Genomic DNA, 16,772 nt, shown 5'->3' on the forward strand with positions numbered 1-16,772 from the left:
CGACGATTTTTTTGCGTAAGTTCCACCGCTCATGTTGAGCGCGGTTCCGGACGGCTCGATATCCGGACCCATTGCGCGCAGCAGGTCAGACTTAAGTCCAACGACAGGACGTCTCGGATCGGACCGAAGCCCGGCCAAGGAACATTTGCGGCGGTCTCATGTTTGAGTGCGTCTGGCGCGAAGATGATGCCAAGAGAGATCACATACAAGGAGGCAACTATGACAATGCGTCTTTCCACTGCGGCCGCGGGGTTTTTGCTGCTCGCAGGTGTCGGCGCCGCTGCCGCTCAGGACGTGATCATCGCGCCTGAACAGGAGACCGTCATCAAGGAATATGTGGAAAAGCAGCCGCTCGCATCGGTGAAAATCCCTGGAGTGGAGCTCAATATCGGCTCAACGCTGCCCGATACGGTCGAGCTTTATGAAGTCCCCGACGTCGAATACCGCTACGTCGTCATCGACGATCAGACCGTTATCGTTGATCCAGGCACTCGCAGGATCGTCAAAATCATTCAATGACCTGAACGCGAGGGAGGAGGAGCCCGCCGCTTCGAAACGAGCGGCGGGCGACGTTTGTGCTATGGGCCGTCAAATGCGAACAATCAGCAAGCTTTTCGATTCCCGCGACCAGGCAGCGCGGGCCATTGCCGCGCTTCAGGCGGCAGGAGTTTCTCACGAACAGATCAGCGTCATCGGACCCTACGACGACGAAATCGGCGCTGCCTTGCGCGGCCCGGGCGGTACCGCTTTTGGCGCGGCGGCTGGTCTGGTAATCGGTCTGGGTGCTTTTGGTGCCACCGGCATTGATCCTGTCGGAGCGGCGGCTGGCATGGTCCTCGTCGGCGCAGCCTGCGGCGGCTTTGCTGGCAGGCTTCTCCGGGCATCCGCCGATCCTGCCAAAAAGCCGGATGAGCCGAACATTGCACAAGGCGTCATTTTCGTGATGGTGCACGTCGATGAAAAGCAGGCCGACACCGCGCAGGCAGCGCTCGAACGTCCCGTTCGCGCAACGCAACTCGTGGCCACGGCCGGGTGAGATACGCCGCGCTGGTGCCCGCGAGACCGGCGTTTGCCATGCGAAGCCTGTATTTCCCAGCCTGTGGCCACCAAGCGCATTCAGCTCGGCACGTCTCGCTGAACCATCAGTCTTCCCTTCGGAACTGACGGTTCACAAGGCGGGAAGCGTCTGTTCGACCAGATTGACGTAGTAGCGCATCACGGTCGGCACGATCTCGTCATTGAAGACGTAGCGATCACCATGCAGACCCTCGCCTGGGCCGACATCGCCGGCGCCGATCCACGCGTAGCAGCCGCCTGCCTCGCGGGTCATGAACGCGAAATCCTCGCAGCCGAGGCTGGGGCTGAACTCGGTCAAAACGTTCTCCCTCCCAACGGTGGCGGCGGCCGCCTCGACGGCGCGGGCCGTGGCGTCAGCCGTGTTGATGAGCGGCGGATAACCCTTCTTGTAATCGAGCGTGGCCTTGAGCGCATGGGCCGCGGCAATGCCTCGAGCGATCTCGCCGATCAGATTCTCGCAGTGATCGGAATGACCGGGCTCGAAAAAGCGGCAGGTGCCTTGCAGCCAGACCTTGCCGGGCACGATGTTGCCGACATTGCCGCCATGGATCTGCGTGAGACTGACGACCAGCGCGGTTTGCGGATCGACCGAACGGCTGACGATGCGCTGGACCGCCTGGACAAAGGCCCCCGCGGCCAGGATCGGATCGTCGCCGAGCTGGGGCATGGCGGCATGCGCGCCAAGCCCCTCGAAGGTCAGCTCAAAATTGTCGACGGCCGCCATCTGCGCTCCGACGCGGGCGGCGATCGTGCCGAGCTTGACGCCCGGCCAGTTGTGGACGGCATACACCGTCTCGGCCGGGAAGCGCTCGAACACGCCGTCTTCGATCATGCGCAGGCTGCCCCCTTCGTTTTCTTCGGCTGGCTGGAAGATGAAGTAGACGATGCCCTCGAAGGCGCGCGATTGGCTGAGCAGCCTGGCGGCGCCGAGCAGCATGGCGGTATGGCCGTCGTGACCGCAGGCGTGCATCACCCCCTCGTTTCGAGACGCATAGGGCAAGCCGGTCTTCTCCACCACCGGAAGCGCGTCCAGTTCGGCGCGAAGACCGATGGCGCGTGTGCCCGTGCCGCTGCGCAAGACACCCACAACCCCGGTGCCGCCGATCCCCTCATGTACCTCGTCGAAGCCGAAGGAGCGCAGTTTCTCAACAACGAAACGCGCCGTTTCGTTCTCATTGAATCCGAGTTCGGGATTGGAGTGGATGTGGTGGCGCCAGGCTATGACCTCTGGCGTCAGCGCGGCGATAGGGTCATTATGCAGCATGATGCTTTCCTTTCGGCCGATAAGGAGCGGTTTGATCCGGAATCAGGATTAGAAAGTCGCACAACAGGCGTCTTGAACCAGATTGACCGCAGCAGGGATGAAAGACGTGCACGCGACAGAGACCAGGACATACTGGCGCCATCCCTGCTTTCCTGACCTTGGCCTGTTCAAGGCGCGCTTCACGCAGCATCGCTACGAGCTGCATACGCATCCAACCTATGTGATCGCGCTGATTACGGCTGGCTGCGAACGCATTCGCATCGGCCGCCAGACCGTTGTCGCTCCGGCAGGCACCATTGCCATCGTCAATCCCGAGGAGTGGCATGACGGGGAACAAGGCGCGGACGAAGGCTGGGCCTACCGCACGTTTTATCCCTCGGTGCCGCTGATGACGGCGGTCGCCCGCGAGCTGGGCCAGGACCGCGCTCCAGTCTTCTCACGCGCGATCATCGAAGACAGCGGCCTCGCCGCCGCGTTGGCGGCAGCCCATGAAGGTTCGACGTCCCAGGATACGACGAAAGCCGAGGCGTCGCTTCTCGTCGCATTGAGGCGCCTCATCGTTCGGCATGGCGATTGGAGCGGGCGGGCCGAGGAGGTCGAAAGCTCGGGATCACGACAGAGGTTTTCGCTCTACGAGGACCTTGTCGAACGCGGACTTGGCTCGCAGCTCGACCTGCAGCGACTTGCCGACGCCGCGCGCGTCACCCGGTTCCAGGTCATCCGGGATTTCAAGAAGGCGATTGGCCTGACGCCCGCCGCCTATATCCGCGACCGGAGATTGCGTCGCGCCAGTTCCTTGATCGAACAGGGCCTCGGCCTCGCCGACGCCGCCATGGCAGCGGGTTTCGCCGACCAGAGCCATCTGTCCCGAACGTTCCGGGCTACGCGCGGCATGACGCCTGGCATGTTCAGGAGGGGCGGCTAGGCGCTCACCAGCCGGCTGCTCATTCCTTCCCTGCGCTCACCCGGTCCGCAGCGGCAGCCAGCACGGCACGGTCGCCCTCCTCGTACAAGCGATGGATGGCGATGGCGCTGACGCGCCAGCCTTCCGGCGTGCGCACCAGCCGGTGGAGATAGCTCGCGCCGACCGTCCAGAACCGGGTGTCGATCCAGTGGGTCGCGCGGACATGGCTGCGCGCAATCGCCTCGTTGCCCGCGCCTTCGACAACGATGTTGGTGATGAGATGCTGGGTAGCGTCGAAGCCCGGCAGCAGGCCTTGCCACTGGGCAATCAACGCGTCGCGGTCGCCAGTCGCGACCTCGCCGCCGAAAAGGCTGGTGTAGTCGGTCGTCACGCGGGCCGCGAAATAGGACCTGACGCGGTTCCATTCGCGCAGGTCGGCATAGAGGCCGATCCCGGCAACTGCCTCGGCGATGGCGATCCTGTCTTCGACCGTCAGCGCAGCCCCCGAGGCGCTCAAGGCGGGTGCAGCGGCAATCGACGCGGCGAAAACTGCCGAGGCCAAGACGTGCCGGCGGGTGACGGGGCTCATTGTCCCGCCTCCCCTGCACTGTCCAGCGTGGCGCGGAAATGCGCGGCGACGGCGTCGCTCGCGGCTTTGACCGGCGCGGCGCCGTCGTAGAAATCGAACTGGGTGACGTCATCGAGCCACAGCTCCTGCTTCGGCCCGCTCAGCCGCGCGTAAAATTTGTGGGCGCCCTGCGGGATGGCAGCCGCCTCGCTATGCACCATCATAAAGGGCTGATGCAGGCGCGGAGCAGCTTGGATCGCATCGAACGTCAGCCAGCCGTGCCAGAAGGCCGGATCGGCCTCGTTGCGCCAGGCCGGGATCATCCCACGATCGGTCTCGGTGTAATAAGGCACCTTGAACATGATCGCGCGGTCGTCGGTCAGGCTGGCGGCGGGCAGGAAGGCCTGTTTGCCGGTGCTGCGATACGCGGCCTCGGCCGCATCGCCCACAGCTTCGAGTTGGGCGACGCCGTCCTTACCGCCATAGGTCTGCTCGACCACCTCGGCATCGTGCAGCCACGGCGCGACGAGGGCGACCGACTTGATCGCGGCATCTTTGGCGGCGGTGACCATATAGCCGGAGCTGGCGCAAATGCCGAGCCCGCCGATGCGGTTCTTGCTGGTCTCGGGCCGGGTCGCGAGATAGGCGACCGCCGCTTCGATATCGGCGATCTTGGCGTCGGGATCTTCATACTGGCGACGTGCGCCGCCGCTCTCGCCCCAGCCGCGGAAGTCGAAGGTCAAGGCGACGAACCCGCGGTCGGCCATCTCGCGGGCGTAGCGGGCCGGCATCTGCTCCTTCACCGTCATCCAAGCGCCGGTCACGACCAGCGCGGGCCGAGGTTTAGCCGCGTCCAAATCCTCGGGCAGATAGAGGTCGCCGACGATCTGCTCGCCATGTGCGCCGAAAGTGACGCGTTCGACGCGCGGTCCGGCGACGACATCTGAGGCAGCGAACGCGACGGCGGTCATCGCGGCCAGCGTCAGGGTTTTCAGCATCGCAAGTCTCCTTTAGCTTGAAGCGAGAAGCGCGGCGCGACCGGTTGAGAAAGTCGCCGTCTCAACGGTCATCCGCCAGCCGGCCGGGAAGCGGCTTCAGCGGGTAGTGCGCCCAGTAGAAGGCGTCGGATTGGTACATGTCGGTCAAGAAATTCTGGGCTTCGGCGATCTTGCCATCCTTGATGCGAAACATCAGGGCGTAGAGCTGGTCGATCTCGGGCGCTGAGCCGACGTTCGACCAGCCGCGATGGATGTCGACGACGAGGTCGCCCTGCGCCTGGAAGAAGATCGGCTCGGCCTTGAATTTGCCGTCGGCTAGGCCACGGAAGAAGGCGACCACTTCCTCCGGCCCGCGCTTGTCGCCGGCGAGCGGATGATGGCCGGGAATGTGCCACACGATGTCGGCCGCAAGGAAGGACCGGACGGCCTCAGGATTCCCGGTCGCATAAGCTGCGTAATAGTCCTTGATGAGCTGGATGTTTCGGTCTTCTTGCGGACCGCCGTTCGCGGGGGCGGCAGACACCGCCAGGAGAGCACCGGCGGCGAGCGAAGCGAGCCTGGTCATTGGCCTTGTCTCCTTGCCTTTCGAGCCGTCGCAACAAGCGAGGCTCGTTCGTCGGACCTAACATGAGGCTTTTTGTTCACCGGAAAAACCCGTATGGTTCGATAAGGCTGTTCGGAATATCCTCACAATGCGTCTCGACCAATTCAGCGGCATCGTCGCCTTCGTCAGGGTCGCGGAGGCCAAGAGCTTCACCCGCGCCGCCGCCGAGCTCGGCGTCGCTCCGGCCTCGTTGAGCGAGGCCGTCAAGGGGCTCGAGGAGCGTCTGGGAGTGCGGCTCCTCAACCGCACGACCCGCAGCGTCGGTTTGACCGAAGCAGGCGCCTATTACCTCGACCACGTGCGCCCGGCGGCCGAAGAGGTCTGGGCGGCAGGCGCGGCGCTGCGCGAAAACCGCGATCGCCCCGCCGGCACGCTGCGCCTGAGCCTGCCGTGGATCGCCGCGCCGCTGCTGATCGAGCCGCTGATGAGACCGTTCATGGACGCTTACCCGGAAGTGCGCCTTAGCCTGATCTTCGACGACAGCTTCGTCGATATCGCCGCCCAGGGCTTCGATGCCGGTCTGCGGATCGGCGAGCTTCTCGATAAGGATATGATAGGCGCGCGTCTGGGCAGGCCGCTGCAGACCGTTGTGTTGGGCAGCCCGGACTATCTGGCGCGGAACAGCGCGCCCAAGCAGCCCGCCGATCTCGCCGCCCACTGCTGCATCGCGTTCGCCTTCACCCGCAACCGCGCCATCTCGCCCTGGGAGTTCGTCGTGGATGGACGCCAGGTCGAGTTCACGCCCGACGCCCGTCTGATCGTGAATACGCTTCCGCTCTGCATCACCGCCGCCGCGCAAGGGCTTGGCCTTGCCTTCGCCGTCGAAGGCCTCGCCGCGCCGCTTCTCGCCTCGGGCGCGCTGGTCAAGGTGCTGGAGCCTTTCTGTCCCACTTACGAGCCGCTCCACCTCTATTATCCCAGTCGCCGGCTCGTGCCGCCGAAGCTGCGGGCCTTCATCGACTTCGTGCGCGCGAACGCTCACAGTTTGCGGATCTGACGTGTCGTTGCGCTGCCGCCGATCGCGAGCCGGTTCCACTCAAGCCAAAGCGCCGGCTGAGCCAACAGTTCCGGCTTTCACGACAATGGACTCCAATGCTAGGGCAGGATCAGCCGAATCGACCGATGGATCGCCCGTGACCGACGCCGAACGCCCTCGCCTGCCCCTAGTCGAAATCTGTGTCGAAGGCATAGACGGCCTGCTGGCCGCGCAGGCAGCCGGCGCCGATCGCGTCGAGCTCTGTGCCAGCCTCGTCGAGGGCGGCATCACGCCGAGTTTTGGCACAGTGCGCGCGGCCCTCGAGCTGGCGACGATCCCGTTCCACGTCATCGTGCGGCCGCGCGGCGGCGATTTTCTCTACAGCGACGCCGAGTACAGTTCGATGCTCGCCGATGTCGCCGCGCTGAGCGAGCTTGGTGTGGCCGGTGTCGTCTTCGGTTGCCTGAACGCCGACGGCACCATCGACGAAAGGCGCATGAGCGAGTTGGTGCAGGCGGCGGGGTCCTTGAACGTGACCTGCCACCGTGCCTTCGACATGACGCGCGATCCGGCCGAGGCGCTGGAAGCGCTGATCCGCTGCAGGGTTGGTCGCGTGCTGACCAGCGGCCAGCGCGATACGGCACTGGAGGGCGTGGCCCTGCTGGCGGACCTCGTCCGGCAGGCCGGCAAGCGCATCATCATCCTCGGTTGCGGCGGGCTCGACCCCAGGAATATCGCCGAGGTGCGGGAAAGAACCGGACTGACCGAAATGCATTTCGCCGCACTCAAGGACGTGCCGAGCGCCATGCGCTACCGCAATCCGCAGGTTGGGATGGGCGGCACCGACCTCGATCGCGAGTACCGCAACACCGTGACCGACGCGGCGCTGGTGGCGACGACGATTGCGGCGGCGAGAGCATGATCCCGAAGGAAGAAAACACGTGACGGAAGTACGCTTGCCGATCGACCGGGTCTCGCCGCAGGACGAGCCCGCCATCCTCGCCCTCAACAACGAGCACGCGGCCGAACTGTCGTGGCTTGAGCCGGAGCGCCTGTCCTTCCTGCTTGGCGAGGCGTTTTACACGCGCCGCATCGGTGCGCTCGAAGCCTTCATCATGACGTTCGACCAGAACGCCCGCTACGACAGTCCGAATTTCCTGTGGTTCCGCGAGCGCTATCAGCGCTTCGTTTATGTCGACCGTGTCGTCGTCGCGGGAGAAGCGCGTGGCCGCGGCCATGCCCGCAGGCTCTATGAGGATCTGTTCGACCATGTCTCGCGTGCCGGCCAGACCATCGTCACTTGCGAGGTGAATGCCGACCCGCCCAATCCGGCCTCGGATGCCTTTCACGCCGCACTCGGCTTTGTCGAGGTCGGCGACGCGGTGATTCACGGCGGCAAGAAGGCAGTGCGCTACTATACCAGGCAGATCACGGCCTGAGGCGACAGCCCTACCAGTTGCGGTTCAGCCAGGCGCGGGCCGGCTTTTCGACAATGTAATAGCTGCACAGGGCGCAAGCGAACGCGCCTGCCAGCATCAGCAGCGGCGAACTGCCCTGCGAATAGACGAATTTGTAGAACGGCTGCTGCCACAGATAGAGCGAATACGACCACAGTCCCAGCATCGCCATCGGCCGGGAGGACAGGAATCCGGTCAGGTAACGAGCGCTGAAGCCGAGCGAATTGACGGCCAGCGCCAACAGCGGCACCGCGACCAGATAGTGGATCGGCGTCGGCACCGAATTCAGGAACAGAAGAACCGCCCCGACGGACGCGGCAACCGCGACATGCGGCCCCTTGAACAAGGCCGGCAGCCTGTCGTCGGCCTTGAGCAGGCATATCACCGCCGACAGCAGGATCGAGGCGATGTGCACATCGGTTCGCCAATAGGTGCTCTCATAGTCCATTCCGAGGACCCAGTACGAAATGGCGCCGTTCGCCATGGCCAGCACCGACAGCGCGCTGAGCAGCATGACGACGCGGGCACGCCCCGAAACAACAAAGCTGATCAATGCCAGGATGACATAGGCGTGTTCCTCGACGCACAGCGACCAGATATGGTCCAGCGCGCCGACGCGGTCGATGAGAATTCCGGCATAATTGTAGGTGAATGTCAGCGCCGTCAGCGCCGCCTTCCATTTGAAGGCGACAAACGTGCCTGACAAGGCAACCATCGAAACGACGACGAAAGCCAGCAGCGCCGGATAGATGCGGGAGAAGCGGCGCTTGAAGAACGCCTTGAGCGGATAGCGGTCGACAAAGAGAATCTCGGCCATGAGCCGGCCGCTGAGCACGAAGAAGAACTCGACGCCCATGACGCCGAGGCTGATTCCGGGAACCGGAAAGAAGTGGCCGATCAGCACCAGTGCGATCGACAGGCCGCGCCATCCGTCGAGATAGGCCAGCCTTGTTCTTGACGATGTGCCGGCGGCGGACCGGGGCACGACAAGCTGCGTCGCGGAAATATCCGTCATGCCGGCCCCCTCGCATTTGAACGATGCGAAAGGGCTGTAGGCCAAGACTGTGCGCTTCGAGCCCCCGCTCGCATTCTTCAGGCATATTGCAGTGCAATAGAGCGCGGCGCAAGGGCGAGATTGGCCGCACCCTCGTCTGTCCGGCCGTCAGAACCGAGAGTGACGAAAAAGGGGCCGCGAAGGCCCCTTCCTCAAAACTGGCAATCCCAAAATCGGCAATCCCAAAAACCGGCAATCCCAAAATCGGCAATCGATGCCGTCAGGCATTGGCGGCGGTCACCGCGCGCTTGGCCATCACCGCGATCAGGTTGGCCCGGTAGTCGGCCGACGCGTGGATATCGCTCATCAAATTCTTCGCCGAAATCTTCATGCCGTCGAGCGCGGCGGCCGTGAAGCTTTTGGTCAACGCTGCCTCGATTTCCTTCGAACGGAAGACGCCGTCGTCGCCGGCTCCGGTGACGGCGACCCTGACGCCGTCCTTGCCCTTGGCCACGAACACCCCGACAATGGCGTAGCGCGAGGCGGGATTGCGGAACTTTTCATAGGCCGCCTTGGCCGGCGCGGTAAAGCTTACCGCTGTGATGATCTCGCCGTCCTTCAGCGCCGTCTCGAACAGGCCCGTGAAGAACTTGCCGGCCGCGATCTCACGCTTGTTGGTGACGATGGTGGCGTCGAGAGCAAGGAGTGCCGCCGGATAGTCGGCCGCCGGATCGTTGTTGGCGATCGAACCGCCGATCGTGCCCTTGTGACGCACCGCCGGATCGCCGATCAGGGACGCCATATGGGCGAGCGCCGGACAGGCTTTCTTCAGCTTCTCGTCACTGGCGACATCGTAATGCGTGGTGGCGGCGCCGATGGTGACGGTCTTGCCCGACACCTTGACGCCCTGCAGTTCCTTGATCCGCAACAGGTCGACAAGGTCGGAAGGTGCGGCAAGCCGCGTCTTCATGGCAGGGATCAGCGTCATGCCGCCCGACAAGAGTTTTGCATCGCCACTCTTGAGCAGCTTGGCGGCCTCGGTGACAGAGGCGGCGCGGTGATAGTTGACCGAGTACATGTGTCTTTCTCCATTCGGGGAAAGAGCGAACAGGGACTGGCAAGCAGGGATTTCTACCCCGATGCACCGCTCTTCCCTATTCGCTACTCCCTATTCGCTATTCGTTTGTCAGTGTTTCGTCGTCGCCTGGATCGCTGCCCAGACCGTGGACGGCGATGCCGGCATGGCGATGTCGGTGATGCCGATGGCGTCGGTGATGGCATTGATCACCGCCGGCGGTGAGCCGATGGCGCCGGCCTCGCCGCAGCCCTTGATGCCGAGCGGATTGCCCGGGCACGGCGTGTTCGAGGTCGAGATCTTGAACGACGGCAGATCGTCGGCGCGTGGCATGGTGTAGTCCATGTAGCTTGCCGTCAAAAGCTGCCCGCTGGCGTCGTAGCGAGTGCCCTCCAGCAAGGCCTGGCCGACGCCCTGCGCGATACCGCCATGCACCTGGCCTTCGACGATCATCGGGTTGATGATGTTGCCGAAATCGTCAGCGGCGACGAACTGGACGATCTTCGTCACGCCGGTTTCCGGATCGATCTCGACCTCGCAGATATAGCAGCCTGCCGGGAAGGTGAAGTTCGACGGATCGTAGAATGCCGTTTCCTTCAGCCCGGGCTCCATGCCGCCCGGCAGATTGTGGGCGGTGTAGGCCGCAAGCGCCATCTGGAACCACGGCACGTTCTTGTCGGTGCCGGCGACCTTCAGCGCGCCGTTCTCGATGACGATGTCGCCCTCGTCTGCTTCGAGCAGGTGGGCGGCGATCTTCTTGGCCTTGGCCTCGACCTTGTCGAGCGCCTTGACGATGGCCGACATGCCGACGGCGCCCGAGCGCGAGCCATAGGTGCCCATGCCCATCTGCACCTTGTCAGTGTCGCCGTGGACGATCGAGACGCTATCGATCGGCACGCCGAAGCGCTCGTTGACCAGTTGCGCGAAGGTCGTCTCATGGCCCTGGCCATGGCTGTGAGAACCGGTCAGCACCTCGATCGTGCCGACGGCGTTGACACGCACCTCGGCACTTTCCCAAAGACCGACACCCGCTCCAAGACTGCCGACCGCCGCCGAAGGCGCGATGCCGCAGGCCTCGATGTAGCAACTCATGCCGATGCCGCGCAGCTTGCCTTTCTTGGCGGCGTCCGCCTTGCGCTTGGCAAAGCCGGCGTAGTCCGAAGCCTTCATCGCCGCGTCGAGCGAGGCGCCATAATCGCCGGCGTCATAGTTCATGATGACCGGCGTCTGGTGCGGGAACGAGGTGATGAAGTTCTTTCGCCGAAGCTCCGCCGGCGACACGCCCAATTCGCGGGCGGCGGTCTCCATGGTGCGTTCGAGCAGATAGGTGGCCTCCGGCCGCCCCGCCCCACGATAGGCGTCGACCGGCGCGGTGTTGGTATAGACGGCGCGCACATTGGCGTGGATCGCCGGAATATCGTACTGGCCCGACAACAGCGTCGCGTAGAGATAAGTCGGCACAGAGGACGAGAACAGCGACATGTAGGCGCCGAAATTGGCGATGGTATCGACCTTCAGCCCGGTGATCCTGTTGTCCTTGTCGAAGGCCATCTCCACTGTCGAGACATGGTCGCGGCCATGCGCATCGGTGAGAAAACTCTCGGTGCGGTCGGCAACCCATTTGACCGGCACGCCGGTCTTCTTCGAGGCCCATAGGCAAATGATTTCTTCCGGATAGATGAAGATTTTCGAGCCGAAGCCGCCGCCGACATCCGGCGCGATGACGCGCAGCTTGTTTTCGGGGGCGACATTGTAGAAAGCGCTCATCACCAGCCGCGCGACATGCGGGTTCTGGGAGGTCGTCCAGCACGTGTAGTGATCCTCGGCCTTGTCGTAATAGCCTAGTGCGGCACGCGGCTCCATGGCGTTGGGCACCAGCCGGTTGTTGACGATCTTCATGCGGGTGACGTGGGCAGCGGCCTTGATCGCCGCGTTGGTCGCCGTGCTGTCGCCGAGCTCCCAGTCGAAAATCAGATTGCCGTCGGCTTCCGGATGGATCTGTGGTGCGCTCCGCTCGAGCGCCTTCGGCGCATCGACGACTGCCTTCAGTTCCTTGTAGGTGACCTCGACCGCTTCGGCCGCGTCGCGCGCCTGGCCCTTGGTCTCGGCGACCACGATCACCACCGCATCGCCGACATAGCGGACCTTGTCGAAGGCCAGCGGCGACCACGCCCCCATCTTCATCGGCGTGCCGTCCTTGGAATGGATCATCCAGCCGCAGATGAGATTGCCGATGCCGTCGGCCTTGAGCTCCCTGCCGGTCAGCACGCCGATGACGCCCGGCATGGCCTGAGCCTTTTTGACATCGATCTTCTTGATTTGCGCATGCGCGTGCGGGCTGCGCACGAAGGCCGCATGCTTCATGCCGGGAACCACCATGTCGTCGACATAGCGCCCGGCGCCGGTGATGAACCGCTTGTCTTCCTTGCGCGCTACACGAGCGCCAACACCCTCAATGCCCATCGCAGAAATCCCTCCCGAATTGCCGAACGTAGGTGAGTAGGGAAATAGGGCAGTAAGGGAGTAGGGATTTAGGGGGCCAATTTTCCCCTATTCCCTTACTGCCCTACTCCCTTACTGCCCTCATATCTCTCAAGCAGCCTTCTTCGTCTTGCCCCTCGCCCCCTTGGCCATCGTCTTCGATGCGGCGAGGATCGCTTTCACGATGTTGTGGTAGCCGGTGCAGCGGCAGATGTTGCCTTCGAGTTCGGCGCGCACCGTGGCCTCGTCGAGGCCTTCGGGATGGCGGGCGATCATATCCGTCGCCGCCATGATCATGCCCGGCGTGCAGAAACCGCACTGCAGCCCGTGATGTTCCTTGAACGCCGCCTGCACCGGATGCAGGTCGGCGCCATTGGCCAGACCTTCGATCGTCAGCACGGTCGACCCGGAGGCTTGCACAGCCAGCATCGTGCAGGATTTTACCGCCTTGCCGTCGACATGGACCACACAGGCGCCGCATTGCGAGGTGTCGCAGCCGACATGCGTCCCGGTCAGGCCGAGATTCTCCCTCAAGAAATGAACCAGAAGCGTACGGTCTTCGGCCGCGCCGCTGACCCGCTTTCCGTTCACCGTCAACGATATGTCCGACATGAAACCTCCCTGGGTGCTACCTTGGTCGTTTTGGCGTCGGTGTTGCCCGAGCCGTCTGTCTGTCCGCCATTCTTATACTGCATTATGCACGGGAAAAAGTGCCGCGAAATGCCGGGATTGCGAGAATGCAGTTCGCCCCAGAATCCGCATATTGTACTTTCGGTCACGCAAAGACTGGGAAACGGGGCGATGAGGCGAGAAACTTCGATCGCTGTGCGATGCCCCTTCCCGGCCATGACCGGCTGACGGCGGCGAGCCGATCTCAGCCGATGCCGTGTTTCCTGAGAACCTCCTGTTCGTCGCCTGACACCCACCCAAATATCTTGGGCTCTCCGCCCAGCTTCTGCACGAGGTAGTGGACGTCAAAATCTATCGTGACGTCCGGCTGGCCTTTACGGGCATAGCTCGCCGTCCAGGCGACATGGGCAACGCAATGATGCTCGTCTATCGGCGAGATGCGAACATCCCGTTTCCGCACCGCCTTCGTGCCGATCGCTCGATAATGAGCATAGCCTTGTTCCATAACCTGCTTGAGCTGGTCGTCGTTCTTCCCGACCATGACGCCGGCAGGCGACGCCGCGATGAAGGCGGAGGCATAGACCGATACGACTTCATCCATGTCGGCATCGCCGGCGAGGGATTTCTGGAAAAGCTGCTCGTACCTTTCGAACAGCTTCTGGACCTGTGCTTCCATGGATCAGCTCCCTTCCCGTCTGGTTTTGGGGTTGAAGTTTCTGAGCACCGATGCCGTCAAAATAGCGGAAACTTCAAATCCATCATGTTGGCTCATTGCCAAACCAGCACTTGAAGACAACAATGACGTCGACGCCGGCGCGCCAGGAGCACAAAAAAGGGCCGCGCACAAAAAGAGCGTTGGAGGAATGGAGGAGGAAGCCGCTGGCCAGTTCACGGACGCGCTATGCATGCGGCCTGTCGGTGCTCACCACGGATGAGCCCGACGCCAATGCCTTCACCCAAGCGATCGCGGCCGAAGCCGCGGCTATCGATGCCGGCTTCGCCCTGCTGTTTTTCTCCCAGAGCCTCGTCGATGCGGCAGCCCTGTCGGACGCTCTGAAGATCAACGCGCCGGCACTTGCCTATGCCGGCTGCTCCACCGCCGGCGAAATCACGCCGCGCGGTCTGGAGGAAGGCCAGATCCTCGCGCTGCTGCTTCCGTCGGCGTCGTTTTCAGTCGCAAGCACCATGGTCGACAGCCTCTCTTCGTCGGGCATGGACAGGATCACCGATGAAGTCGGGGCGCTGCGGCGCTCGCTGCAGGGCCGCGTCGGGTACGAACGAACCAACACCACCTTCGCGCTCTGCTTCATCGACGGGCTGTCCTATGCCGAGGAAGCGGTGACCTCGGCTATCCACTGGGGCCTCGACGACATTCCATTGATCGGCGGATCGGCCGGAGACGATCTGAAGTTCGAGACGACGCGGCTGATCTCGAACGGCAAGGTTACCTCCGACAGTGCCATCATCGTCCTGATCACCACGGAAATTCCCTTCCACGTGTTCAAGACCGACAATTTCGTTCCCACCGACGAGAAGCTGGTGGTGACCGCGTCCGATCCCGATCACCGCACCGTGCGCGAATTCAACGCCACCAATGCCGCCGAGGAATATGCCGCCTCGGTCGGCGTCATCCCGCAGATGCTGACGCCGCTGAGTTTCGCTTCGCACCCGGTGGTGGTGAAAGTGGGTGGCGAATTCTACTGCCGCTCGATCCAGAAGATGCATACGGACGGCTCGCTGTCGTTCTTCTGCGCCATCGACGATGGCGTCGTCCTTTCCATCGCCCAGCCCAAGGGCATGGTTGAATCGACACGTGCCGCTCTTAAGGACGTCGAGGACAGGCTTGGCGGCATCGACATGATCCTCGGCTTCGACTGCGTGCTGCGCCGGCTCGACGCGCGCAACCGGCAGGTCTTTCGCGAGATTTCGGAACTCTACAAGGTCAACAACGTCATCGGCTTCGGCACCTATGGCGAACAGTACCGGTCGATGCATCTGAACCAGACTTTCACCGGCATCGCCTTCGGAGAGCGGCAGGCGGCGGAGTAGGAGGTTCTTATGCCGCTCAGGGACATCAACGACCTGGAGAAGCTGAAGAAGATCAACGCGGCTCTTGTCAGCCGCGTCGAGCGCTCGATGGACCAGCAGGGCAACGCGTTCTCGCTGTTCCAGACCGCGATTTCGCTCGAGAATCGAGTGCGCACGCGCACTGAGGAACTGCACTCGACACTGCGTAGATTGGAACAGTCCAACATCGATCTCAGCGCGGCCAAGGAAAACGCCGAGCTGGCGAACCTGTCCAAGACCAGGTTCCTGGCGGCCGCCAGCCACGACGTGCTGCAGCCGCTCAACGCCGCGCATCTCTCCGTCTCGGCGCTGGCCGAGGTGCAGACCAGCGACGAGGGCAAGAAGCTGGTCCGGCAGGTCGAGCGGTCGCTGGAGACGATGGAGGATCTGCTCCGCACCCTGCTCGACATTTCCAAGCTCGACGCCGGCGTCGTGCAGCCCGACATCGGCGACGTCAGCCTGGAGACGCTGTTTTCATCGCTGCGCTCGGACTTTCAGCCGGTCGCGAAGATGAAGGGCTTGACGCTAAAATTTCGGCCGGTCAACGCCGTCGTGCGCTCGGACCGCACCTTGCTGCGGCGCATCCTGCAGAACATCCTTTCCAACGCGCTACGCTACACCCGTTCCGGCGGCGTGCTGGTCGGCACCAGGCATCGCGGCGACACGATCCGCATCGATGTCGCCGACACCGGCTGCGGCATCCCCGACGACCAGCGCGAGGCCGTGTTCGAGGAATTCCATCGCGGCACGATCTCGACCGATGCCGGGCTTGCTGGCGGCGGGCTGGGCTTGGGCCTGGCCATCGTGCGCCGCATCGCCGCCGCACTCGGCCATCCCGTGACGTTTTCGTCGAAGGTCGGGCACGGCACGATTTTCCATATCGACGTTCCGGTCGGGATCGGCGCCACGGCCGACGTCATCGCCAACGCCGCCGACATGGAGCGACCGCGCGGCTACGGTCTGTTCGGCACTAAGGTGCTGCTGGTCGAGAACGACATCGAGGTGCTGCAGGCGATGACGTTCCTGCTCGAGCGCTGGCAATGCCTGGTGCGCCCCGCCACCTCGACCGGCGATGCGCTCGACATGCTTGGCGATACGGACTGGGTGCCGGACATCGTCATAGCCGACCAGCATCTCGACGGCGGCGATCTCGGCACCACGACCATCGCCGAGGTCCGCGATTATCTCGGCCGCGCCGTGCCGGCGCTGATCGTCACCGCCGACGGTTCGGAAACCGTTGCCATAGCTGCCCGCGCGGCCGGCATCGAGCTGATGCGCAAGCCGCTGAAACCAGCACAACTACGCGCGCTGCTGGCGCATTTGCTGGCTTGATCCGCCAAAAGACACGGGCAGAGGACCGCGAGCGGCAAGAAATGGTCACTGTCACCGTAATTTAAAATAGTGCACTGTCACCGTAATTTGTAATTTCCGTAATTTCACGCTCCGGAGATTGGCTGAAAACGCCCATCGCTTCGTCATCTTGGGGCGGAGCAAGGAGCGAAGCGACGCGGCGCAGACCCCAGGATCCATGCCGCGACTTGAGAGCACCGCTGCGGCGCAGAATTTCTGCTCCGCGGCACCCTTCGGCCAAGGTTACGGCATGGATCCCAGGGTCTCCGCGACGGAGCTTCGCTCCTGCTTCGCCCAGGGATGACGAAGTTGGGGGGCCTCGGCCAA

17 protein-coding genes are annotated in these 16,772 nt (G+C 63.3%); 8 read left to right on the forward strand and 9 right to left on the reverse strand.

All coding sequences use genetic code 11. From position 1 onward, the window contains the following. The first annotated feature begins 219 nt into the window (after positions 1-219). Both E5X88_RS00900 and E5X88_RS00905 read left to right on the forward strand, forming a co-directional pair. Positions 220-519 carry a DUF1236 domain-containing protein gene (locus tag E5X88_RS00900; RefSeq protein ID WP_292157266.1) on the forward strand — a complete coding sequence of 100 codons (300 nt, stop codon included), beginning with the start codon at positions 220-222 and terminating at the stop codon, positions 517-519. Then, a complete protein-coding gene (locus E5X88_RS00905) occupies positions 479-1,036 on the forward strand; it encodes a hypothetical protein (protein WP_292157268.1) in 558 nt (185 codons plus the stop codon). The genes E5X88_RS00900 and E5X88_RS00905 overlap by 41 nt, the downstream gene beginning before the upstream one ends. Positions 1,037-1,168: 132 nt before the next feature. Here E5X88_RS00905 and E5X88_RS00910 read toward each other — a convergent pair whose 3' ends face one another. Continuing rightward, positions 1,169-2,341, reverse strand: coding sequence for an amidohydrolase (locus tag E5X88_RS00910; protein ID WP_292157271.1), 1,173 nt, complete (start codon positions 2,339-2,341; stop codon positions 1,169-1,171). A 97-nt stretch (positions 2,342-2,438) separates the two neighbouring features. Here E5X88_RS00910 and E5X88_RS00915 point away from each other — a divergent pair, with 97 nt between their 5' ends. After that, the gene (locus E5X88_RS00915) at positions 2,439-3,266 is read left to right on the forward strand and encodes an AraC family ligand binding domain-containing protein (RefSeq protein ID WP_292157274.1); all 828 of its coding nucleotides are present in this window, start codon (positions 2,439-2,441) and stop codon (positions 3,264-3,266) included. A gap of 19 nt (positions 3,267-3,285) precedes the next feature. On the opposite strand, the gene E5X88_RS00920 is transcribed toward E5X88_RS00915, so the two are convergent. From E5X88_RS00920 to E5X88_RS00930, 3 genes are all read right to left on the reverse strand, one after another. After that, a complete protein-coding gene (locus E5X88_RS00920) occupies positions 3,286-3,834 on the reverse strand; it encodes a nuclear transport factor 2 family protein (RefSeq protein ID WP_292157276.1) in 549 nt (182 codons plus the stop codon). After that, positions 3,831-4,811, reverse strand: a complete 981-nt coding sequence (locus E5X88_RS00925; protein ID WP_292157278.1) for an alpha/beta hydrolase — start codon at positions 4,809-4,811, stop codon at positions 3,831-3,833. The genes E5X88_RS00920 and E5X88_RS00925 overlap by 4 nt, the downstream gene beginning before the upstream one ends. Before the next feature lie 61 nt (positions 4,812-4,872). Further along, on the reverse strand, positions 4,873-5,376 hold the full coding sequence (locus E5X88_RS00930) for a nuclear transport factor 2 family protein (protein WP_292157280.1): 504 nt from the start codon (positions 5,374-5,376) through the stop codon (positions 4,873-4,875). Between the two features lie 127 nt (positions 5,377-5,503). Between E5X88_RS00930 and E5X88_RS00935 the strand changes: the two genes are divergently transcribed. The 3 genes from E5X88_RS00935 to E5X88_RS00945 all read left to right on the forward strand — a co-directional run bounded on the left by E5X88_RS00935 (position 5,504) and on the right by E5X88_RS00945 (position 7,830). After that, the gene (locus tag E5X88_RS00935; RefSeq protein ID WP_292157282.1) at positions 5,504-6,412 is read left to right on the forward strand and encodes a LysR family transcriptional regulator; all 909 of its coding nucleotides are present in this window, start codon (positions 5,504-5,506) and stop codon (positions 6,410-6,412) included. Positions 6,413-6,548: 136 nt separating this feature from the next. Next, positions 6,549-7,313, forward strand: a complete 765-nt coding sequence (locus tag E5X88_RS00940; RefSeq protein ID WP_292157284.1) for a copper homeostasis protein CutC — start codon at positions 6,549-6,551, stop codon at positions 7,311-7,313. A 19-nt stretch (positions 7,314-7,332) separates the two neighbouring features. Beyond that, positions 7,333-7,830, forward strand: coding sequence for a GNAT family N-acetyltransferase (locus E5X88_RS00945; RefSeq protein WP_292157286.1), 498 nt, complete (start codon positions 7,333-7,335; stop codon positions 7,828-7,830). Positions 7,831-7,840: 10 nt separating this feature from the next. On the opposite strand, the gene E5X88_RS00950 is transcribed toward E5X88_RS00945, so the two are convergent. From E5X88_RS00950 to E5X88_RS00970, 5 genes are all read right to left on the reverse strand, one after another. Beyond that, complete coding sequence (locus E5X88_RS00950) at positions 7,841-8,863, reverse strand: acyltransferase (RefSeq protein WP_292157288.1); 1,023 nt, start codon at positions 8,861-8,863, stop codon at positions 7,841-7,843. Between the two features lie 259 nt (positions 8,864-9,122). After that, positions 9,123-9,920 (reverse strand): xanthine dehydrogenase family protein subunit M, encoded by a 798-nt coding sequence (locus E5X88_RS00955; protein ID WP_292157289.1) that lies wholly within the window; start codon positions 9,918-9,920, stop codon positions 9,123-9,125. Between the two features lie 108 nt (positions 9,921-10,028). Then, entirely contained in the window at positions 10,029-12,380 is a 2,352-nt protein-coding gene (locus E5X88_RS00960) for a xanthine dehydrogenase family protein molybdopterin-binding subunit (protein WP_292157290.1), read from the reverse strand. 129 nt (positions 12,381-12,509) lie between these two features. Then, on the reverse strand, positions 12,510-13,010 hold the full coding sequence (locus E5X88_RS00965; RefSeq protein ID WP_292157291.1) for a (2Fe-2S)-binding protein: 501 nt from the start codon (positions 13,008-13,010) through the stop codon (positions 12,510-12,512). 262 nt (positions 13,011-13,272) lie between these two features. Then, positions 13,273-13,704, reverse strand: a complete 432-nt coding sequence (locus tag E5X88_RS00970; protein WP_292157292.1) for a nuclear transport factor 2 family protein — start codon at positions 13,702-13,704, stop codon at positions 13,273-13,275. Positions 13,705-13,826: 122 nt separating this feature from the next. On the opposite strand from E5X88_RS00970, the gene E5X88_RS00975 reads away from it, so the two are divergent. Together E5X88_RS00975 and E5X88_RS00980 are read left to right on the forward strand one after the other, a co-directional pair. Further along, positions 13,827-15,077, forward strand: a complete 1,251-nt coding sequence (locus E5X88_RS00975) for an FIST signal transduction protein (RefSeq protein WP_292157293.1) — start codon at positions 13,827-13,829, stop codon at positions 15,075-15,077. A gap of 9 nt (positions 15,078-15,086) precedes the next feature. Next, the gene (locus tag E5X88_RS00980; protein WP_292157294.1) at positions 15,087-16,427 is read left to right on the forward strand and encodes a hybrid sensor histidine kinase/response regulator; all 1,341 of its coding nucleotides are present in this window, start codon (positions 15,087-15,089) and stop codon (positions 16,425-16,427) included. Positions 16,428-16,772: the final 345 nt, after the last annotated feature.

It is taken from the genome of Mesorhizobium sp. (genome assembly GCF_004962245.1).
GTDB lineage: Bacteria > Pseudomonadota > Alphaproteobacteria > Rhizobiales > Rhizobiaceae > Mesorhizobium.

What these genes read in the sequence shown, in the direction of transcription:
- E5X88_RS00900 (WP_292157266.1), top strand. Translation starts at nt 220, where the DNA reads ATGACAATGCGTCTTTCCACTGCGGCCGCGGGGTTTTTGCTGCTCGCA.
- E5X88_RS00955 (WP_292157289.1), bottom strand. Translation starts at nt 9,920, where the DNA reads ATGTACTCGGTCAACTATCACCGCGCCGCCTCTGTCACCGAGGCCGCC.
- E5X88_RS00970 (WP_292157292.1), bottom strand. Translation starts at nt 13,704, where the DNA reads ATGGAAGCACAGGTCCAGAAGCTGTTCGAAAGGTACGAGCAGCTTTTC.
- E5X88_RS00980 (WP_292157294.1), top strand. Translation starts at nt 15,087, where the DNA reads ATGCCGCTCAGGGACATCAACGACCTGGAGAAGCTGAAGAAGATCAAC.
- E5X88_RS00935 (WP_292157282.1), top strand. Translation starts at nt 5,504, where the DNA reads ATGCGTCTCGACCAATTCAGCGGCATCGTCGCCTTCGTCAGGGTCGCG.
- E5X88_RS00910 (WP_292157271.1), bottom strand. Translation starts at nt 2,341, where the DNA reads ATGCTGCATAATGACCCTATCGCCGCGCTGACGCCAGAGGTCATAGCC.
- E5X88_RS00920 (WP_292157276.1), bottom strand. Translation starts at nt 3,834, where the DNA reads ATGAGCCCCGTCACCCGCCGGCACGTCTTGGCCTCGGCAGTTTTCGCC.
- E5X88_RS00950 (WP_292157288.1), bottom strand. Translation starts at nt 8,863, where the DNA reads ATGACGGATATTTCCGCGACGCAGCTTGTCGTGCCCCGGTCCGCCGCC.
- E5X88_RS00965 (WP_292157291.1), bottom strand. Translation starts at nt 13,010, where the DNA reads ATGTCGGACATATCGTTGACGGTGAACGGAAAGCGGGTCAGCGGCGCG.
- E5X88_RS00975 (WP_292157293.1), top strand. Translation starts at nt 13,827, where the DNA reads ATGACGTCGACGCCGGCGCGCCAGGAGCACAAAAAAGGGCCGCGCACA.
- E5X88_RS00925 (WP_292157278.1), bottom strand. Translation starts at nt 4,811, where the DNA reads ATGCTGAAAACCCTGACGCTGGCCGCGATGACCGCCGTCGCGTTCGCT.
- E5X88_RS00915 (WP_292157274.1), top strand. Translation starts at nt 2,439, where the DNA reads ATGAAAGACGTGCACGCGACAGAGACCAGGACATACTGGCGCCATCCC.
- E5X88_RS00930 (WP_292157280.1), bottom strand. Translation starts at nt 5,376, where the DNA reads ATGACCAGGCTCGCTTCGCTCGCCGCCGGTGCTCTCCTGGCGGTGTCT.
- E5X88_RS00960 (WP_292157290.1), bottom strand. Translation starts at nt 12,380, where the DNA reads ATGGGCATTGAGGGTGTTGGCGCTCGTGTAGCGCGCAAGGAAGACAAG.